Below are 16,091 nucleotides of genomic sequence, written 5' to 3'. Positions count from 1 at the left end.
GAGCTACCGAGCTGGCGGATTATAATGCGTCCAACTAAATTATTTTTGGTTGCGACGACGAACGATAAGTTTGTCTGATTTAGCTTTCTTGTTACGAGTTTTAAGTCCAAGAGCTGGTTTGCCCCATGGAGTAGATGGTGCTTTACGACCAACAGGAGCTTTACCTTCACCACCACCGTGTGGGTGATCATTAGGGTTCATTACAGAACCACGAACTGTTGGGCGGATGCCTTTCCAACGGCTACGACCCGCTTTACCAAGATTTACCAAACCGTGTTGTTCATTACCAACAGTACCAACAGTTGCACGGCAAGTACCCAAAATCATACGAACTTCACCAGATTGTAGGCGAACAAGAACGTACTTACCTTCTTGACCAAGAACCTGTGCAGATGCACCTGCAGCACGAACCAACTCACCACCACGACCCGGCTTCAACTCGATGTTATGTACAACTGTACCAACTGGAATGTTCACCAATGGAAGTGCGTTACCAACTTTGATGTCGGCATCTGGACCTGAGATGATGCGTTGACCAACTTCAAGACCTTTAGGAGCAAGAATGTAAGCTTTCACACCGTCAGTGTAGTGTACAAGAGCGATGTTAGCTGTACGGTTTGGATCATACTCAATAGTCTTAACAACTGCTTCGATACCGTCTTTGTTACGTTTGAAATCAATCAAACGGTAATGACGTTTGTGTCCACCACCATGGTGACGAACTGTGATGCGACCGTTGTTGTTACGACCTGCTGTTTTCTTCAAAGACACAAGCAATGATTTCTCAGGTGTGCTTGTTGTGATTTCAGCGAAATCCAAAGAAGTCATGTTACGACGGCCATTTGTCGTTGGTTTATAAACTTTAATACCCACGTTAATTCCTCCTTTGATTATTCAGCTTCAGCTGCGAACAACTCGATTGCTTTTGAATCAGCTGTAAGAGTGATGATAGCTTTTTTGACTTTGTTTGTGCGACCAACATAACGTCCTACACGTTTTGTTTTAGGTTTTACGTTGATAGTGTTTACGTTCGCGACTTTCACACCTTCAAACGCAGCTTCAACAGCTTGTTTGATGAGGAGTTTGTGTGCACGAGTATCCACTTCAAATACATACTTTCCTGCTTCCAGTTGGCCCATTGAGCTTTCTGTGATGACAGGTTTTTTGATAACATCATACAAATTCATTATGCAAGAACCTCCTCGATCTTAGAGATAGCTGCTTGAGTGACAAGAAGTTTGTCTGCGCTTGTGATGTCAAGTACACTTGCAGTTTCAGCAGTTGCAACTTTCACATTTGGAAGGTTACGAGCTGAAAGAGCCGCAAATTCATTGCCTTCTTCAAGAATAACAAGGACTTTTGAATCAATGCTCAAAGCTGCAAGAACTTTCGCAAATTCAGCAGTTTTTGGAGCTGCAAATTCAAGTGAGTTAACAGCTACAAACTTGTTTTCAGCAACTTTTTCTGAATAAACAGATTTAAGTGCCAAGCGACGAACTTTTTGTGGAAGCTTGTAAGCGTATGAACGTGGAGTTGGTCCAAAGACTACACCACCACCACGCCATTGTGGAGAGCGAATAGAACCTTGACGAGCACGTCCAGTTCCTTTTTGGCGCCAAGGTTTACGTCCCCCGCCGCGTACTGCTGAACGGTTTTTAACTGCGTGAGTCCCTTGGCGAAGACTTGCGCGTTGACTGATGATAACATCAAACACGACAGCTTGGTTTGGCTCAATGCCAAATACTGCATCGTTCAAGACAACTTGGCCAGCTTCTTTACCAGTTTGGTCAAATAATGTTAAGTTTGCCATTTCGACTGATTTCCCCTTTCCTTATTATTTAGCAGCTTTAACTGCTGATTTGATAGTGATAAGAGATTTCTTAGCACCTGGTACGTTACCTTTGATAAGGATAACGTTCTTTTCTGGAACAACTTGTACCACTTCAAGGTTTTGAATCGTTACACGATTGCCCCCCATACGTCCTGCCAAGTGTTTGTTTTTGAAAACACGGTTAGGAGCAACAGGTCCCATTGAACCTGGACGACGGTGGTAACGTGAACCGTGGGCCATAGGTCCACGTGATTGTCCGTGGCGTTTGATAACACCTTGGAAACCTTTACCTTTAGATGTACCAGTCACATCCACAACATCTCCAGCTGCAAATTGTTCAACAGTGAGTTCTGCACCAACTTCCAAGCCTTCAATGTTTTTGAATTCACGAATGAAGCGCTTAGGAGCTGTGTTTGCTTTCGCTACATGGCCTTTGGCAGGTTTGTTACTCAACACTTCACGTTTGTCATCAAAACCAACTTGAACAGCTTTGTAACCATCTGTTTTAACAGTTTTCACTTGAAGCACAACGTTTGGAGCTGCTTCGATGACAGTAACAGGGATAAATTCACCAGTTTCAGTGAAGATTTGAGTCATTCCCACTTTTTTCCCTAAGATTCCTTTTGTCATGAGAAAATATTTCCTTTTCTGAATAATTTTTAAAAAGTTTTTTATGAGCGTTTTTTGTGCTCAAAAAAGTTTTTAACGAGCGTTTTTTGTGCTCAAAGACAAGAGACCAACACCATTAAACCCTTTACAAAATTTAAGAACTTAGCAGAGAACCTATGTCCCAAGAAAGCCACTATTTGCAAAAAAGTTTAACATATGCTTTTTTCGATTCAGCACATGCCCTTGTCTTTCATCCTATTACAATTTGATTTCTACGTTAACTCCACTTGGCAAGTCCAACTTCATCAAAGCATCAACTGTTTTTTGAGTTGGGTTGATGATGTCAACAAGGCGTTTGTGGGTACGCATCTCGAATTGCTCACGAGAATCTTTATACTTGTGAGTTGCACGGATGATTGTGTAAAGACTGCGTTCAGTTGGAAGAGGAACAGGTCCAGCAACCTCTGCACCTGTACGGGTTGCAGTTTCTACGATTTTTGCAGCAGCTGTATCAAGTGTACGGTGTTCGTACGCTTTCAAGCGGATGCGAATTTTTTTGTTTGCCATCTTTTTCTCCTTTTCGTCTATTTAAGATAATAGGCTAGCTCCACAAGAAAACCAACACGAGTTGCGTGGCAATGCAACCGAGCGTGTCGCAACCTCTTGCATCAAAGCTACAGCCGTATTTTTTACGGCACCATAGTAGTATAACAAAAGACTTCAGCCATTGCAAGGGTTTTGAGTCTTTTTTTGAAAAAAATAGCATCAACTTACTAGAAGTCGATACTATTGAAATTATTCTGAAAGAATGGTCAGTTGCGGCCACTTTCGGAGCCAGTCTTTTTTTGCTAACCGGTGACGATAACTTGCCATTCGCTCGTTATCTGCTAGGAAATGGGGTGTTGGGCGAATTTCAAAGGAGGTAATACTTTCTAGACCATAGGCACAAAACAGCTCTAATTGACCTGCTTCATCTAAGCGTATGCCTATCGCTGTACACGTCTCAGGGTACTTAGACATAGCATCTTGTGAGCTAATATAAGGCTGGGTATTAGGTGTGCAGGTGTGCATATGGGCTTGATTTCTTAGTTCCCATCGGTAGTTTGGATAATCTTTCTTTAGCTTTGCTTCTATATGAAGACTATCTTCCCAAGTCAGGCTCTGATCATAAAAAATAACATCCACATCTGTCTCTTGATCAAAACCGGATTGATTGGATAGGCTATTCCAGATAAAATTGCGGATTGTGCCCGCACAGAGCCAAGCATCCTTTAAGTGCAAATTTTGAACAATATGTAAGATGAGCTGAAGGTCTGGGTCAGTAGCTAACCTCTGGAGAATTTCTTTTTCCGTTACCATACCCTCATTATAACACAAAGGAAGCTCTTCTGAGGGGAAGAACTTCCTTTAGGAGATGTATGAAAAAGAATGTCTATATTAAAGGAAGCTTTCTTAAGCTTTTCTTAAAAAAGATTGAGTTTTTTGATGTCTAGCAAAGAATTGATTTTATGATTGCCATCTATATGTTGGATAACTAGATTGATAGAGCCAACTCCAGCTTGTTGGGCTGTTTCAACATCTAGCAACCTATCACCTACATAGTAAGTACTTGTCCGTTCCAGTTGATACTTTTTGATCAGATAAAGCAGAGCTTCAGGGTTTGGTTTGCGGGCGAAGCCTGAATCAGCCGTCAAAACTTCTGTAAAATAATCTTCTAACTGTAAATCCCTTAGAATCTGAAAAGCATTGTTTCCTTTGTGGGTATAGATAAAATTAGAAATACCTTTTTCCTGAGTCCAATCCAAGATAGCATGCGCTCCCGGCATGAGGTTGATACTAGCATTTTTCTCACGTAAGGATTTGGCTCGAAAATCGGATAATACTTGAGCATCAAGATTTTCTTTTGCGGCAATCTCTCTGATTAAATCGTTGACAGAGAAACGGAGAATGTATTCTTTAACAGCTGAACGATCAAAATAAATACCGAAATAGTCATAGGTTTCTTCCAGACCTGCAAGGATGGCGTCATAAGAGTCCAGAAGGGTACCATCTAAATCCCAAATCAAGGCTCGCTTTGTTTCCATAAGAATTCTCTACTCCTCTTGCACTGGATAGCCCAAATGCTCATAAGCCTTAGCAGTCGCCACCCGCCCTGTCCGTGTCCGCATGAGAAAACCTTGCTGAATGAGGTAAGGCTCATACATGTCCTCGACCGTTTCACGTTCTTCCGCGATATTGACAGACAAGGTGTTGAGACCCACTGGACCGCCACCGTACATCTCAATCATGGTTCGGAGAATCTTCTGGTCGATGTAGTCTAGTCCTTCACGATCCACATCCAACATGGTCAGCGCCTTATCAGTAATAGTATCATCAATGAGGCCATCACCAATAATTTGAGCAAAATCCCGCACACGTTTGAGAAGACGGTTGGCAATCCGAGGAGTCCCACGGGAACGACGGGCTAACTCGATAGCTGCTTCATGGGTAATCTCCATCTCAAAAATATCTGCAGTCCGCTCAACAATTTCCGTCAAATCATCCAACTCGTAATATTCCATATGCCCAGTAATACCAAATCGGGCCCGCAGGGGATTGGATAACATCCCTGCTCGAGTTGTTGCTCCAATCAATGTAAACGGAGGCAAATCAAGGTGGACAGAACGACTTGCCTCACCTGCTCCAATCATGATATCAATGTAGAAATCTTCCATGGCACTGTATAAAATTTCCTCAACAGCCATAGGCATGCGATGGATTTCATCAATAAAAAGAACATCTCCTGGCTCCAAGTCGTTGAGAATCGCCACCAAATCTCCTGCTTTCTCAATAACCGGACCACTAGTCTGCTTGATATTGACCCCAAGCTCATTGGCAATGACAAAAGCCATGGTTGTTTTTCCCAATCCAGGGGGACCAAAAAGTAAGGTGTGATCCAAGGCTTCATCACGCAACTTGGCCGCCTCAATAAAGATTGTCAACTGCTCCTTGACCTTATCCTGCCCAATGTATTCATTAAATTTTTGCGGACGCAGAGTTCGTTCAACATATTCCTCATCGCCCATTGGTTCGTTACCTAAAATTCTGTTCATGTTCTTATTATAGCAGAAAATGAAAAAGATAGGGAGAGCCTATCTTTTTGTAAATAAATTTAGCCAAATAACCACCAGTCTACTCCACCAGTTTTTTCCAAAACTCTGACAGCTAACGTAGCAATCATCATCAATAAGGGCATCCATTTTTTCATTTTAAATCTCCTTTTGTATTCTTAATACACTATGGATTATAGTGTACTTTGAAGAGACTTAACATGACAGGAATGTCACTTATTTATTTATGTGTCTTTTTATCCTTATTCCACTCTGAATTTAGGTTCTCCTCAAGGTAGTCGTCAGAAATGATTTGAGAGAATTTTATAGCATTTTCAAAACAAGCTTCTGCAGAAGGCAAATCGTTTAAACTATATAAATAATATTTCCATTCTATTAAATTCAAAATAGGCATCTTTTGGAAATCGCCCGTTGTTGTCATAATTCTACGACATGTGACTGCGATTTCTTCCAATTTCTTGTATTTCTTTAATCGAACGCTAGCTCCAAATGCTTTTATTAGCGCTTTGTTTACAAGAAAAAGATTGTCAATATCACCATATTTTTCTTGTTCTAACAAATTCTCAACTAAATTATCAAAATTTTGAGAGTTATAAATTTTAGCATCAAAGTTTGAGATAATTAAACAAATAAAATACAATTCTAAGAGAATTAAGTCGTTTTCCAAAAGATGTTTTTTGCGTTTAACTTGCTCGAAATAATCTTGAATAATCCCAATTCCAAAGTCAATATTTTGACTAAGTGCAACATCCATAGTTGCTTGAATACAGTCAACCATGAGGCGTTCTTCTTCTGGAAGCTGGTCATAATAATCTGTAAATATCTCATCAAATTGCGCTTCCCTCTCCTGCAGACGCACTTCATCTAAATATGTAGGGGCTCGTAAAATCTGATATTTCAACTCCTTGTACCTACGAGGTAGTTCCAGATCTTCCCCGCCTGTCAATCGACCAATAGACACCCCTAACGCCTGTGCAATATAAGTGACTTTACTTAAAGTCGGTGCATTCTGCCCTAGTTCAATCCTCGCTAGCTGCCTTACAGATAGTTCTGTTTCATCACCGCACAATTCTTCACGTGTGATTTTTTGTTCTTCGCGCAAAGCCCGAACCTTTTGCCCAAATTCTTTGTTGTCCATCATTTCTCCTGAGTCATTTAGTTTGACAATCATATTATACCTAACTAAAAGGTCTATGTCAATTTATTTTTTTGTAATTTTCTGAAAAAATGGCGTGTGTTTTCAAAAACCCAACTACTTATTAGCAGTTGGGTTTTCACATTTATTCACCTAGACCGATTCTCTCAAAAACTTCATCTACACGTTGGGTATAGTAGGTTGGGTTGAAGAGCTCATCGATTTCATCTTGAGTAAGAAGGGTTGTCACTTTTTCATCTGCTTCAAGGAGAGGTTTGAAGTCTACCTGATTGTCCCATGAATAGGCTGTTTTGGGTTGAACCAAATCATAGGCTTCTTCACGGGTCATCCCTTTTTCAATCAACTTGAGCATGACACGCTGGCTATAAATGAGACCAAAGGTCGAATTCATATTGCGAATCATATTTTCTGGGAAGACAGTTAAGTTTTTGACAATGTTTCCAAAGCGATTAAGCATGTAGTTGATAAGAATAGTGGTATCCGCTGCGATGATGCGTTCTGCAGAAGAATGAGAAATGTCACGCTCATGCCAGAGAGCAATATTTTCATAGGCTGTGACAGCATGTCCACGAACGACGCGGGCCAAACCGGTCATGTTTTCTGAGCCGATTGGGTTTCGTTTGTGAGGCATAGCGGAGCTACCCTTTTGTCCTTTAGCAAAAAACTCTTCCACTTCGCGCTGTTCTGACTTTTGCAGACCACGAATCTCGGTAGCCATGCGCTCGATGGAAGAGGCAATAATCGCTAGGGTTGAAAAATATTCCGCATGCAAATCACGTGGCAGGACCTGAGTAGAAATTTCCTGAGCTCGGATACCTAGTTTATCACAGACATACTGTTCAACAAAGGGAGGGATATTGGCAAAGTTACCGACAGCGCCTGAAATCTTTCCTGCTTCCACACCTTTGGCGGCCAACTCGAAACGCTCGATATTGCGCTTCATTTCGCTGTACCAGGTGGCCAGTTTAAGACCGAAGGTCGTTGGCTCGGCGTGAACCCCGTGGGTCCGTCCCATCATGATGGTCATCTTGTGCTCTTTGGCCTTGTCGCCGACAATCTTGGTGAAATTGGCCAGATCGCGACGGATGAGGTCATTGGCCTGCTTGTAGAGGTAGCCGTAGGCCGTATCCACCACGTCGGTCGAAGTCAGACCATAGTGGACCCACTTGCGCTCCTCACCCAGGGTCTCAGACACCGCACGGGTAAAGGCCACCACATCATGGCGGGTCTCCTGCTCAATCTCCAAAATCCGGTCAATGTCAAAGTCCGCCTTCTCGCGGATCTTGGCCACATCAGCCTTCGGAATCTCACCCAGCTCAGCCCAGGCCTCGTCAGCGAGGATTTCCACCTCCAACCAAGCCCGGTACTTGTTTTCTTCACTCCAAATGTTCGCCATCTCAGGGCGGGAATAACGATCTAGCATTGTTTCTCCTTCACTTGCTTATAAAATAATCACAAAGATGGTTTTTTATTAATGTCTTTGGATAATTTATTCCATGATATTTTTTCTCAATGTTACAATAGCCCTTACTATCTACTTTATATCTATATTCACAAATTTCTCCTGATAAAGTAGTGAAATAAAGGACAATGATATTTGGAACATGTGTGAAATGTGTTGTGTTTCCTATTAAGTGTGAATGAATTTCTTTCTGGTGAGCTTTTGAAACAACATACAATCTTTGGTCCACACTTATTTTTGGGATGAGCTCACTAGCCATATCTTCACCGAATACAATATGAATATTAAATATGGGTTGGTTATTTACAATTTCAAGGGATAATACTTTATCTCTTTTATTTTTCTCAGCATATGATTTTTCAAAACTGTTTGCCTCCACATGTTTATTTTGATTTTTTGTCTTCACTAGATGGAACCAATGTTTGTCATCAAAATAAATTCTACAATCTGGTTTAATAAGCTGGTAATCATTGCTTAAAACTATCTCTGGGCGATACTTCTGTATTTCTCGTTCTCCTTCAAGAGATAGTTGAAAATGAACAACAATAAGCGAAATGACAATTCCAGCTATAGTACCGTAGAAGCTGAGCCAATCACCTAGACCTAAATTTAAATATTTAGAAAACATGCTCATTATAACTGAAAAAAACGGTGCCGATAGCATTATTAAAGCTAGCAACAATATTAATACGATTGCATTTTCTTTAAGATATCTTTTCATTATGTCTACTAACCCTCTCCTTTGCCAAACACCGATATGCTCTAGTTCACCATAAAATTCACCCAACAACAGCAAATTCTGCCGCTTTTTGTGCATGAATTTCTGTTGTGTCAAAAAGAGGTACATCTGTGTCTTCCTGTTGAACTAGAAGTCCAATTTCGGTACAACCCAAGATAACCGCTTCAGCGCCAGCGTTTTTCAAATCATCAATAATAGCAAGATAGGCTTGCTTCGAACTTTCCTCGATTTGGCCAAGGCAAAGTTCGTCATAGATAATCCGATTAACTTCTTCAACACCTGCTTGATCAGGAATGACTACATCCAGACCAGCCTCAAATAACTTTTCCTTATAAAAATCCTGAGTCATGGTGTATTTGGTACCCAAGAGACCGACTTTTTTAATCCCATTTTCAAGCAGAGCATCAGCTGTTGCCTGAGCGATATGCAGAATAGGAATTGAGATGGTTTTCTGGATTTGCGGAGCCACTTTATGCATGGTGTTGGTACAGATGACAATAAAATCAGCTCCGGCTTGTTCCAAATTCTGGGCAATCTGACTAAGGACTTCCGCACTCTTATCCCAGTCACCACTAGCTTGGTAGCGCTCAATCTCAGCAAAATCAACACTGTACAGTAAGATTTTTGCTGAATGGAGACCTCCTAATTTTTCTTTGATGGTTTCATTGATGAGTTGATAATAAGAGGCAGTACTTTCCCAGCTCATACCACCAATCAGACCAATTGTTTTCATTCAAAATCCTTTTCAATCTCTACTTTTACCTTGCTCCTTTATTTCCTCCAGCAACGAAATAATCTTATTCAATCGATTGAAGAAATAAACGATGAGGGCGATGCCTATTCCCCAAAATAATAGGGTGATAAAAAGAGCTAATATACCTGTCACATCTGTCATTTTCAACCTCCTTAAAACTCCATCCCTTCCCCAAACTCTATCGCATCATCGGCAAAGAGGGTCACATGTCCCATTTTGCGGTTGTGCTTCGCTTCTATTTTACCATAAAGGTGGAGGTGGGCGCTTGGGTTTTGGGCGACATAGGCTTGGGCTTGTTTCATGTGTTGGCCGAGGACATTGAGCATGACGGCTGGGGCATGAAGTTTGATTGGCGGCAGAGTCAGGCCCAGTACGCCCAAGATATGGGTGTCAAATTGGGAAAAATTACAAGCTTCGATGGAATAATGTCCTGAATTATGAGGCCGTGGTGCGATTTCATTGACCAAAATATCATCACCTGCCACAAACATTTCTACACAGAGAGTCCCTGAAAGATTCAGCTTTTTAGCAATTTGTACGGCAATAGTTTGAGCTTTTTCTGCTAATGCAGGGGAAATCCGAGCAGGTACGATGGTTTTTGAGAGGATATTATTGCGGTGAATGTTTTCCTGAACAGGAAAAACGGTGACATCGGCTCCATTACCAGATACGATGACTGAGATTTCCAGGTCAAAATCGACAAATTCTTCTAGGACACATTCGGCTGAGTTGGCCAGACGACTAGCTTTTTCTAGGTCAGCAGCTGATCGGATAACCACCTGACCATGTCCATCATAACCACCAGTCGCAGTCTTGAGGACATAGGATTTCTCCAAATCTAGATGTTCCAAGCAGAGGCTAGACGTGATGACCTTGTAAGGGGCAACCGTCACTTGAGCCTGATCAGCTAGGAAGTTTTTTTCAAAAATGCGGTTTTGAGAAATCCGCAGCAAGTCGGTACCTTGGGGAAGCTGGCCAGGTTTGACCACCGCATCCAGGGCATCCGCATTGACATTTTCAAACTCATAAGTCAGAATATCGCAACGCTCCACCAGTTGGCGAAGGGCGCTAACATCATCGTAGTCTGCCACGATTATTTCTGCTACCCGAGAAGCTGGGCAGTCCGCAGCTGGGTCCAAAGCAATAACCTTATGCCCCATGTAAATGGCTGAAATGGCCATCATCTGACCTAGTTGACCTCCACCGATAATTCCGATTGTCTTAGTCCAGCTCATTGGTTGACTCCTCCGCGATACGGCCTTGCTCAATATGAAAATCAGCCAAGGCTTGGGCAATGCTAGCATCTTCGATGGACAAAACCCGAAGGGCGGTCAGGGCTGCGTTGGTAGCTCCTGCTTCTCCAATAGCCATGGTCGCCACTGGCACACCACCCGGCATCTGGACAATGGAATAGAGAGAATCCAAGCCAGACAAAGCCCGTGATTGCACGGGAACACCGATGACTGGGAGAGTCGTTTTGGCTGCTACCATACCCGGTAAATGGGCTGCGCCACCTGCACCTGCGATGATGACCTTGATACCACGCGCGCGCGCTTCTTCCGCATGCTGAAACATAAGGTCTGGTGTGCGGTGGGCAGAGACCACCTTCTTTTCATAGGGTACACCAAATTGGTCTAGTAGATCAGCTGTTTTTTTCATGGTTCCCCAATCTGATTTGGAGCCCATGATGATGGAAATGACTGGTTTCATGTAAATATTCCTTTTCTTTGACAATCAGCTTAGTTTTAGCGATTTAGGCATGAGACACCTTCAGTGGCTACCACCGTCTTCTACAGTGTAGGCCGATAATTGGACTTGTGACCTCTAGTCGCCCATGCCATGCCTACATATATAGAACTTACTCTTTTATGGCTTTGCTTCCAATATCGGTTCTGTAAAAGAGTCCTTCTGTTTTTTGGTTCTTTAGCTGGGCATATATTTTTTCTTGAGCTTCCTTAACGGAATCGGCTGTGGTAACCAGCATATAAACCCTGCCACCATTAGACAGCAGTACTCTGCTTTTTTTCTCAAACTGAGCCCCAGCATAGTAGGTGATGATGTCGCCCTCAGTCTTCTCTGGTAGAATCACTCCCTTTTCGTAATCAAGAGGGTAGCCATTGGAGGCAACTACCACGCCTAGGGTTACGCCATGGTCTGTCCAGGTTACTTCAGTTGGTATCTCATCTAGGATATCACTGATATTTTGAGCCAAATCTGAGGTCAGACGAGGGAGGATAATCTGGGTCTCAGGGTCGCCGAAGCGGGCGTTAAACTCGATGACCTTAGGACCATCAGCGGTCACAATGAGACCTGCGTAGAGGATGCCAAGATAGGGACGGTCTTCTGACATCATCCCCGCCAAGACAGGCTTAACGATGGTCTCGATGGACTGATTGATAAGGGCGTCTGAGAGGTGGGGTACAGGTGCATAGGCCCCCATGCCTCCTGTGTTTGGTCCCTTATCGCCGTCATAGGCCCTCTTGTGGTCCTGTGCAGTCGGCATGATGTAGAAAGTATTCCCGTTGACAAAGGCAAAGAGGGAGAACTCCTCGCCATCCAGAAACTCCTCGATGACGACACGGGCCCCTGAATCACCAAACTTGTTGCCCAGCAGCATCTCACGGGCAGCATCAACTGCCTCCTCCACAGTTTCAGCCACGACCACACCCTTACCTAGGGCCAAACCATCCGCCTTGACGACGATCGGTGCGCCTTGCTCCTCGATGTAGGCCTTGGCTTGCTCAAAATCAGAAAAAGTGGCATAAGCTGCAGTAGGAACCCCGTATTTGACCATGATTTCTTTGGCAAAATCCTTGGACCATTCCAGCTCCGCTGCTCCTTTTGTAGGACCAAAGGCCTTGAGACCTGCCGCATTGAAATCATCTACAATACCAGCTGCTAGGGCATCATCTGGTCCGATAAAAGTCCAGGCAATGTCATTTTCTTTGGCAAAGTCAATCAACTTTGAATGTTCGGAAATAGCAATATCCACCAAATCCAGTCCATCGAGAGTCATGCCATCATTTCCAGGAGCTACAAAGACCTGCTCCACCTGCGGAGACTCCAACAATTTCTTGGCAATCGCATGCTCGCGACCACCCGAACCAACAACTAATAATTTCATAATAAAATACCTCAATGAACAGAAAAACGACTGAAAACTTCCAAAAATGGAAACGTGCACGCAATTTCTAAATATTTTGCGAATTATACAAGACTATTATAACAAAAAAGTTCGGTTCAATCTACTTGAACACGATCTGGGGGAGGGAAATCCTTTTTGTTGCGATACCAAAAAAGCAAGCCTTCTAGCTTACTTCTTGTATATATCTTTATGATGTCCATTCTTCACTGCGACAAAGAATGCATTATCATTTTTTGAAATATTTCTACGGATTAAAGGAGACATGCACGTGGTCATAGTGGTTTTCGGTGATGCTGCCGCGGTCTGGCATGAGGTTCCAGGTGTAGGCTGGCCCGTAGATGCTGTTGAACGGAGCGTAAAAGCGTTGTTTCCAGATGATATAGGAAACACCTCGAGAAGCCATATTAGCAACGGTATAGTCTGCAATCTGGTCACCTAATACAGAACTTTCTGGGACCATAAAGTCTACTGCTAATCCTTTACCATGGTCGCCAGAGTCGCCTGGTCGATAGGTTGAAAAGCTAGTGATACCGTAAAGTCCAGCAATCTCCGTCATGTAGGCTGCCGCCTGTGGTTGTAGTCCTGTTGTGTTCACATTCACTGGCGTTGGAGTTTGGCTTGTTACTGGCACTTCAGTTACTTCCTCTGCTACTGGAGCTTCTGCGACAGGAGTGTCAGGAGTTGGGGCTACAGATGCTGTCGAAGTTTCTTCGGTCGACACTTCAGGAAGTGATACGACCTCATCTTCCATGATAACCTGTTGGCTCTCAACATCTACTGTGGCAGTATTGCCTGCTTCCGTATCCAATGAAGCTGGATGTTCGATTTCGATTTTGACCAAGTCATGATTTTCATCGTACTTAGTTTTCAAGGTCGTATCAGGGAAAATCAGGTCCAAGCTACTAATTTGATTAATTTGCGCTAAGAGAGACATGTCAATATCCATAGCTGTCGCAATCGAGCTAAGAGTGTCTCCATACTGGATGGTGTAGGTTTTCCCTTCTTGATTTTCAGTTACGCCGGAGCGGATTTCCTCCACTGAGCGTGCTATCCAAGGGAGAGATGCCTCGTTTGCCTGAGCTTTGGCTGCTGTAAAAAGGGTTACTACTAAGGTTGAAGCTAAAAATATTTTTTTCTTCATGTCAGTCTATGACTTCCTTTCACTTTTGATGTATAACATCTTATCACAAACAAACCAGGGAGTACCACTATCTAGTGCCATTTTACAAAAGCTTAATATCTCTGTTATCTCTTGTCTTTTCTGTTACACAATACCAATATGACTGATACACTTGATTTACAAAAATATGTCCAAAAATGGTAAAACCTAACCTTACATGCTAAATTGTGTTAAAATAAGAGTAAGCAAATAGCACATCATCTACAGTTCTGAAACGGAGGGTGGATATGAAAGTTTTAAAAATATGGTTTTTAGGTGGCCTCATTGTACAGGCTCTCATCTGGATTTATATGCTCATTTTGAGCACCGTTGAGCCTGCAGCTGGTTGGATCATTTTCTTTTCTTTGTATGCGCTCATCATCTCTGGTTTTCAACTTCCGTTATTAGCTGGTGTCTACTACATCATAAAAGAGCAGATTAGATATTGGAGATGGTGGCATTCTTTCTTACTCTGGCTTGGAAGTTTTGCGTTTATTTTGATTCTAGCTTATTTTCTCTATTTATAAAAAAAGGACCCCAATCCAGCCGATTGGGGTCTTACTTTTCAACCATAATTAGTGTCTAAAATGTCTGACACCTGTAAAGATCATAGCGATACCATACTTATTGGCAGCATCAATCGAGTCTTGGTCACGGACAGAACCGCCTGGTTGTATGATAGCCTTAATACCAGCTTGAGCGATTTCCTCGATATTGTCTGCAAATGGGAAGAAAGCATCGGATGCCAAAACAGCACCTTCAAGGCGATCCTTAGCCTGTTCAATGGCAATACGGACAGAGGCTACACGATTGGTTTGGCCAGGTCCGACTCCAAGAGTCATCTTGTCATTGGTGATGATGATACCATTAGACTTGACATACTTGATAGCTTTCCAAGCAAATTCTAGAGCAACAGCTTCTTGGTCGGAAGGTTGACGCTCGGTCACCACCTGCCAGTCAGCTGGGCTTTCCTTGATGACATCCTGATTTTGAACCAAGAGACCGCCGACCACACCAGTGTACTCAGCTTCTACTTCACTGGCATCCTGGGCATCAAATGGCAACTCCAAAATACGTAAGTTTTTCTTTTTATTGGTCAAAATAGCTAGCGCTTCTGCGGAATAACTCGGTGCAATGATGATTTCTAGGAAAATTGGGTGCATTTTCTCCGCTGTCGCAGCATCTACCTCACGGTTAAGTACGACAATGCCTCCGAAAATGGATACTGGATCTGCTTCATAGGCATAGTCCCAAGCTGTCTCAATATCATCTGCCTGACCAATACCACATGGATTCATGTGTTTGAGAGCCACCACGGTTGGGCGATCTTTGAAATCACGGATAATACGAATAGCTGCATCCGCATCACGAATGTTGTTAAAGGATAGTTCTTTGCCGTTGAGCTGCTTAGCAGTTGCAATAGAATACTCTGTCGGCAGGGCATTTTGGTAGAAGTCCGCATTTTGTTGCGGGTTCTCTCCATAGCGCATAGATTGCTTAAGGTCGTAAGTAATCGTCAGTTTTTCAGGTTTATTTTCTCCAACTTGGCCAGTGAAGTACTCGGCAATAAGGGCATCATAAGCTGCTGTGTGACGGAACACTTTTGCAGCAAGATGTTGACGAGTTTCGTAGCTAGTTTCTCCCTTTTCAGCCAACTGCTCCAAAACCATAGTATAGTCAGCTGGATCCACCACGACAGTGACACTAGCGTGGTTTTTTGCAGCCGAACGAAGCATGGAAGGACCACCGATATCAATATTTTCCACTGCCAAATCATAAGTCACATCTGGACGCAAAATTGTCTCTTTAAACGGATAGAGGTTGACGACCACCAAGTCAATGAGTTCAATCTGGTTGTCAACTGCCGCCTGCAAATGGCTGTCCAAATCACGACGAGCCAAAAGACCACCGTGAATTTTAGGGTGGAGGGTCTTCACACGACCGTCCATCATTTCCGGAAAGCCCGTCACATCGTCAATGGCGATAGTCGAAACTCCAGCATTGTCCAGTGCCACCTTAGTTCCACCTGTTGAGATGATATCCCAACCAAGCTTTTTCAATTCTTGGGCAAACTTGACGATGCCCGCCTTATCTGATACGCTGATTAGTGCGCGTTTAGTTGTCAT

The 16,091-nt window shown here is 43.0% G+C and carries 19 protein-coding genes; 1 reads left to right on the top strand and 18 read right to left on the bottom strand.

Features of this window, described 5'->3' with window-relative positions; translation table 11 throughout:
* Nucleotides 1–39 precede the first annotated feature (39 nt).
* The 17 genes from rplB to F602_RS0101445 all read right to left on the bottom strand — a co-directional run bounded on the left by rplB (nt 40) and on the right by F602_RS0101445 (nt 13,947).
* The gene (gene rplB / locus F602_RS0101535) at nt 40–873 is read right to left on the bottom strand and encodes a 50S ribosomal protein L2 (RefSeq protein ID WP_018166200.1); all 834 of its coding nucleotides are present in this window, start codon (nt 871–873) and stop codon (nt 40–42) included.
* 17 nt (nt 874–890) lie between these two features.
* Nucleotides 891–1,187 (bottom strand): 50S ribosomal protein L23, encoded by a 297-nt coding sequence (locus F602_RS0101530; protein WP_018166199.1) that lies wholly within the window; start codon nt 1,185–1,187, stop codon nt 891–893.
* Nucleotides 1,187–1,810 carry a 50S ribosomal protein L4 gene (rplD, locus tag F602_RS0101525; protein ID WP_018166198.1) on the bottom strand — a complete coding sequence of 208 codons (624 nt, stop codon included), beginning with the start codon at nt 1,808–1,810 and terminating at the stop codon, nt 1,187–1,189. Before rplD ends, F602_RS0101530 begins: the two co-directional genes overlap by 1 nt.
* 24 nt (nt 1,811–1,834) lie before the next feature.
* Entirely contained in the window at nt 1,835–2,461 is a 627-nt protein-coding gene (rplC, locus tag F602_RS0101520; protein ID WP_018166197.1) for a 50S ribosomal protein L3, read from the bottom strand.
* 237 nt (nt 2,462–2,698) lie between these two features.
* On the bottom strand, nt 2,699–3,007 hold the full coding sequence (gene rpsJ / locus F602_RS0101510) for a 30S ribosomal protein S10 (protein WP_018166196.1): 309 nt from the start codon (nt 3,005–3,007) through the stop codon (nt 2,699–2,701).
* A 228-nt stretch (nt 3,008–3,235) separates the two neighbouring features.
* Nucleotides 3,236–3,799 (bottom strand): nucleotidyltransferase family protein, encoded by a 564-nt coding sequence (locus F602_RS0101505; protein ID WP_018166195.1) that lies wholly within the window; start codon nt 3,797–3,799, stop codon nt 3,236–3,238.
* A gap of 104 nt (nt 3,800–3,903) precedes the next feature.
* Nucleotides 3,904–4,524 (bottom strand): HAD-IA family hydrolase, encoded by a 621-nt coding sequence (locus F602_RS0101500; protein WP_018166194.1) that lies wholly within the window; start codon nt 4,522–4,524, stop codon nt 3,904–3,906.
* Nucleotides 4,525–4,533: 9 nt separating this feature from the next.
* Nucleotides 4,534–5,532 (bottom strand): Holliday junction branch migration DNA helicase RuvB, encoded by a 999-nt coding sequence (ruvB, locus tag F602_RS0101495; protein ID WP_026183248.1) that lies wholly within the window; start codon nt 5,530–5,532, stop codon nt 4,534–4,536.
* A gap of 238 nt (nt 5,533–5,770) precedes the next feature.
* A complete protein-coding gene (locus F602_RS0101485) occupies nt 5,771–6,688 on the bottom strand; it encodes a helix-turn-helix domain-containing protein (protein WP_018166191.1) in 918 nt (305 codons plus the stop codon).
* 142 nt (nt 6,689–6,830) lie between these two features.
* Nucleotides 6,831–8,129 (bottom strand): adenylosuccinate lyase, encoded by a 1,299-nt coding sequence (gene purB, locus F602_RS0101480; protein WP_018166190.1) that lies wholly within the window; start codon nt 8,127–8,129, stop codon nt 6,831–6,833.
* A gap of 10 nt (nt 8,130–8,139) precedes the next feature.
* Complete coding sequence (locus F602_RS0101475) at nt 8,140–8,985, bottom strand: hypothetical protein (RefSeq protein WP_245537558.1); 846 nt, start codon at nt 8,983–8,985, stop codon at nt 8,140–8,142.
* Nucleotides 8,948–9,640: an aspartate/glutamate racemase family protein gene (locus F602_RS0101470; RefSeq protein ID WP_018166188.1), complete on the bottom strand. Its 693-nt coding sequence runs from the start codon at nt 9,638–9,640 to the stop codon at nt 8,948–8,950. The genes F602_RS0101475 and F602_RS0101470 overlap by 38 nt, the downstream gene beginning before the upstream one ends.
* 12 nt (nt 9,641–9,652) lie before the next feature.
* Nucleotides 9,653–9,802, bottom strand: a complete 150-nt coding sequence (locus F602_RS10850) for a hypothetical protein (protein ID WP_018166187.1) — start codon at nt 9,800–9,802, stop codon at nt 9,653–9,655.
* A gap of 11 nt (nt 9,803–9,813) precedes the next feature.
* Entirely contained in the window at nt 9,814–10,896 is a 1,083-nt protein-coding gene (gene purK / locus F602_RS0101460) for a 5-(carboxyamino)imidazole ribonucleotide synthase (RefSeq protein WP_018166186.1), read from the bottom strand.
* Nucleotides 10,883–11,371, bottom strand: a complete 489-nt coding sequence (gene purE, locus F602_RS0101455; protein WP_018166185.1) for a 5-(carboxyamino)imidazole ribonucleotide mutase — start codon at nt 11,369–11,371, stop codon at nt 10,883–10,885. Before purE ends, purK begins: the two co-directional genes overlap by 14 nt.
* Before the next feature lie 148 nt (nt 11,372–11,519).
* Nucleotides 11,520–12,785: a phosphoribosylamine--glycine ligase gene (gene purD / locus F602_RS0101450; protein WP_018166184.1), complete on the bottom strand. Its 1,266-nt coding sequence runs from the start codon at nt 12,783–12,785 to the stop codon at nt 11,520–11,522.
* 265 nt (nt 12,786–13,050) lie between these two features.
* The gene (locus tag F602_RS0101445) at nt 13,051–13,947 is read right to left on the bottom strand and encodes a LysM peptidoglycan-binding domain-containing protein (RefSeq protein ID WP_018166183.1); all 897 of its coding nucleotides are present in this window, start codon (nt 13,945–13,947) and stop codon (nt 13,051–13,053) included.
* Nucleotides 13,948–14,213: 266 nt separating this feature from the next.
* Here F602_RS0101445 and F602_RS0101440 point away from each other — a divergent pair, with 266 nt between their 5' ends.
* Nucleotides 14,214–14,492, top strand: a complete 279-nt coding sequence (locus F602_RS0101440; RefSeq protein ID WP_018166182.1) for a hypothetical protein — start codon at nt 14,214–14,216, stop codon at nt 14,490–14,492.
* A 48-nt stretch (nt 14,493–14,540) separates the two neighbouring features.
* Here the strand turns inward: F602_RS0101440 and purH are convergent, their stop codons facing one another.
* The gene (purH, locus tag F602_RS0101435; RefSeq protein WP_018166181.1) at nt 14,541–16,091 is read right to left on the bottom strand and encodes a bifunctional phosphoribosylaminoimidazolecarboxamide formyltransferase/IMP cyclohydrolase; all 1,551 of its coding nucleotides are present in this window, start codon (nt 16,089–16,091) and stop codon (nt 14,541–14,543) included.

The sequence above is a fragment of the Streptococcus minor DSM 17118 genome, from assembly GCF_000377005.1.
Classification (GTDB): Bacteria; Bacillota; Bacilli; order Lactobacillales; family Streptococcaceae; genus Streptococcus; species Streptococcus minor.
This window is presented reverse-complemented; position numbering and strand designations above follow the sequence as displayed.

Excerpts from the sequence above, each read along its gene's own strand:
- rplD (WP_018166198.1), bottom strand. The coding sequence starts at position 1,810 with ATGGCAAACTTAACATTATTTGACCAAACTGGTAAAGAAGCTGGCCAA.
- F602_RS10850 (WP_018166187.1), bottom strand. The coding sequence starts at position 9,802 with ATGACAGATGTGACAGGTATATTAGCTCTTTTTATCACCCTATTATTT.
- purE (WP_018166185.1), bottom strand. The coding sequence starts at position 11,371 with ATGAAACCAGTCATTTCCATCATCATGGGCTCCAAATCAGATTGGGGA.
- purH (WP_018166181.1), bottom strand. The coding sequence starts at position 16,091 with ATGACAACTAAACGCGCACTAATCAGCGTATCAGATAAGGCGGGCATC.
- rpsJ (WP_018166196.1), bottom strand. The coding sequence starts at position 3,007 with ATGGCAAACAAAAAAATTCGCATCCGCTTGAAAGCGTACGAACACCGT.
- F602_RS0101470 (WP_018166188.1), bottom strand. The coding sequence starts at position 9,640 with ATGAAAACAATTGGTCTGATTGGTGGTATGAGCTGGGAAAGTACTGCC.
- F602_RS0101505 (WP_018166195.1), bottom strand. The coding sequence starts at position 3,799 with ATGGTAACGGAAAAAGAAATTCTCCAGAGGTTAGCTACTGACCCAGAC.
- ruvB (WP_026183248.1), bottom strand. The coding sequence starts at position 5,532 with ATGAACAGAATTTTAGGTAACGAACCAATGGGCGATGAGGAATATGTT.
- purK (WP_018166186.1), bottom strand. The coding sequence starts at position 10,896 with ATGAGCTGGACTAAGACAATCGGAATTATCGGTGGAGGTCAACTAGGT.
- F602_RS0101445 (WP_018166183.1), bottom strand. The coding sequence starts at position 13,947 with ATGAAGAAAAAAATATTTTTAGCTTCAACCTTAGTAGTAACCCTTTTT.
- F602_RS0101530 (WP_018166199.1), bottom strand. The coding sequence starts at position 1,187 with ATGAATTTGTATGATGTTATCAAAAAACCTGTCATCACAGAAAGCTCA.
- purB (WP_018166190.1), bottom strand. The coding sequence starts at position 8,129 with ATGCTAGATCGTTATTCCCGCCCTGAGATGGCGAACATTTGGAGTGAA.
- F602_RS0101475 (WP_245537558.1), bottom strand. The coding sequence starts at position 8,985 with ATGCACAAAAAGCGGCAGAATTTGCTGTTGTTGGGTGAATTTTATGGT.
- F602_RS0101500 (WP_018166194.1), bottom strand. The coding sequence starts at position 4,524 with ATGGAAACAAAGCGAGCCTTGATTTGGGATTTAGATGGTACCCTTCTG.
- purD (WP_018166184.1), bottom strand. The coding sequence starts at position 12,785 with ATGAAATTATTAGTTGTTGGTTCGGGTGGTCGCGAGCATGCGATTGCC.
- F602_RS0101485 (WP_018166191.1), bottom strand. The coding sequence starts at position 6,688 with ATGGACAACAAAGAATTTGGGCAAAAGGTTCGGGCTTTGCGCGAAGAA.
- F602_RS0101440 (WP_018166182.1), top strand. The coding sequence starts at position 14,214 with ATGAAAGTTTTAAAAATATGGTTTTTAGGTGGCCTCATTGTACAGGCT.
- rplC (WP_018166197.1), bottom strand. The coding sequence starts at position 2,461 with ATGACAAAAGGAATCTTAGGGAAAAAAGTGGGAATGACTCAAATCTTC.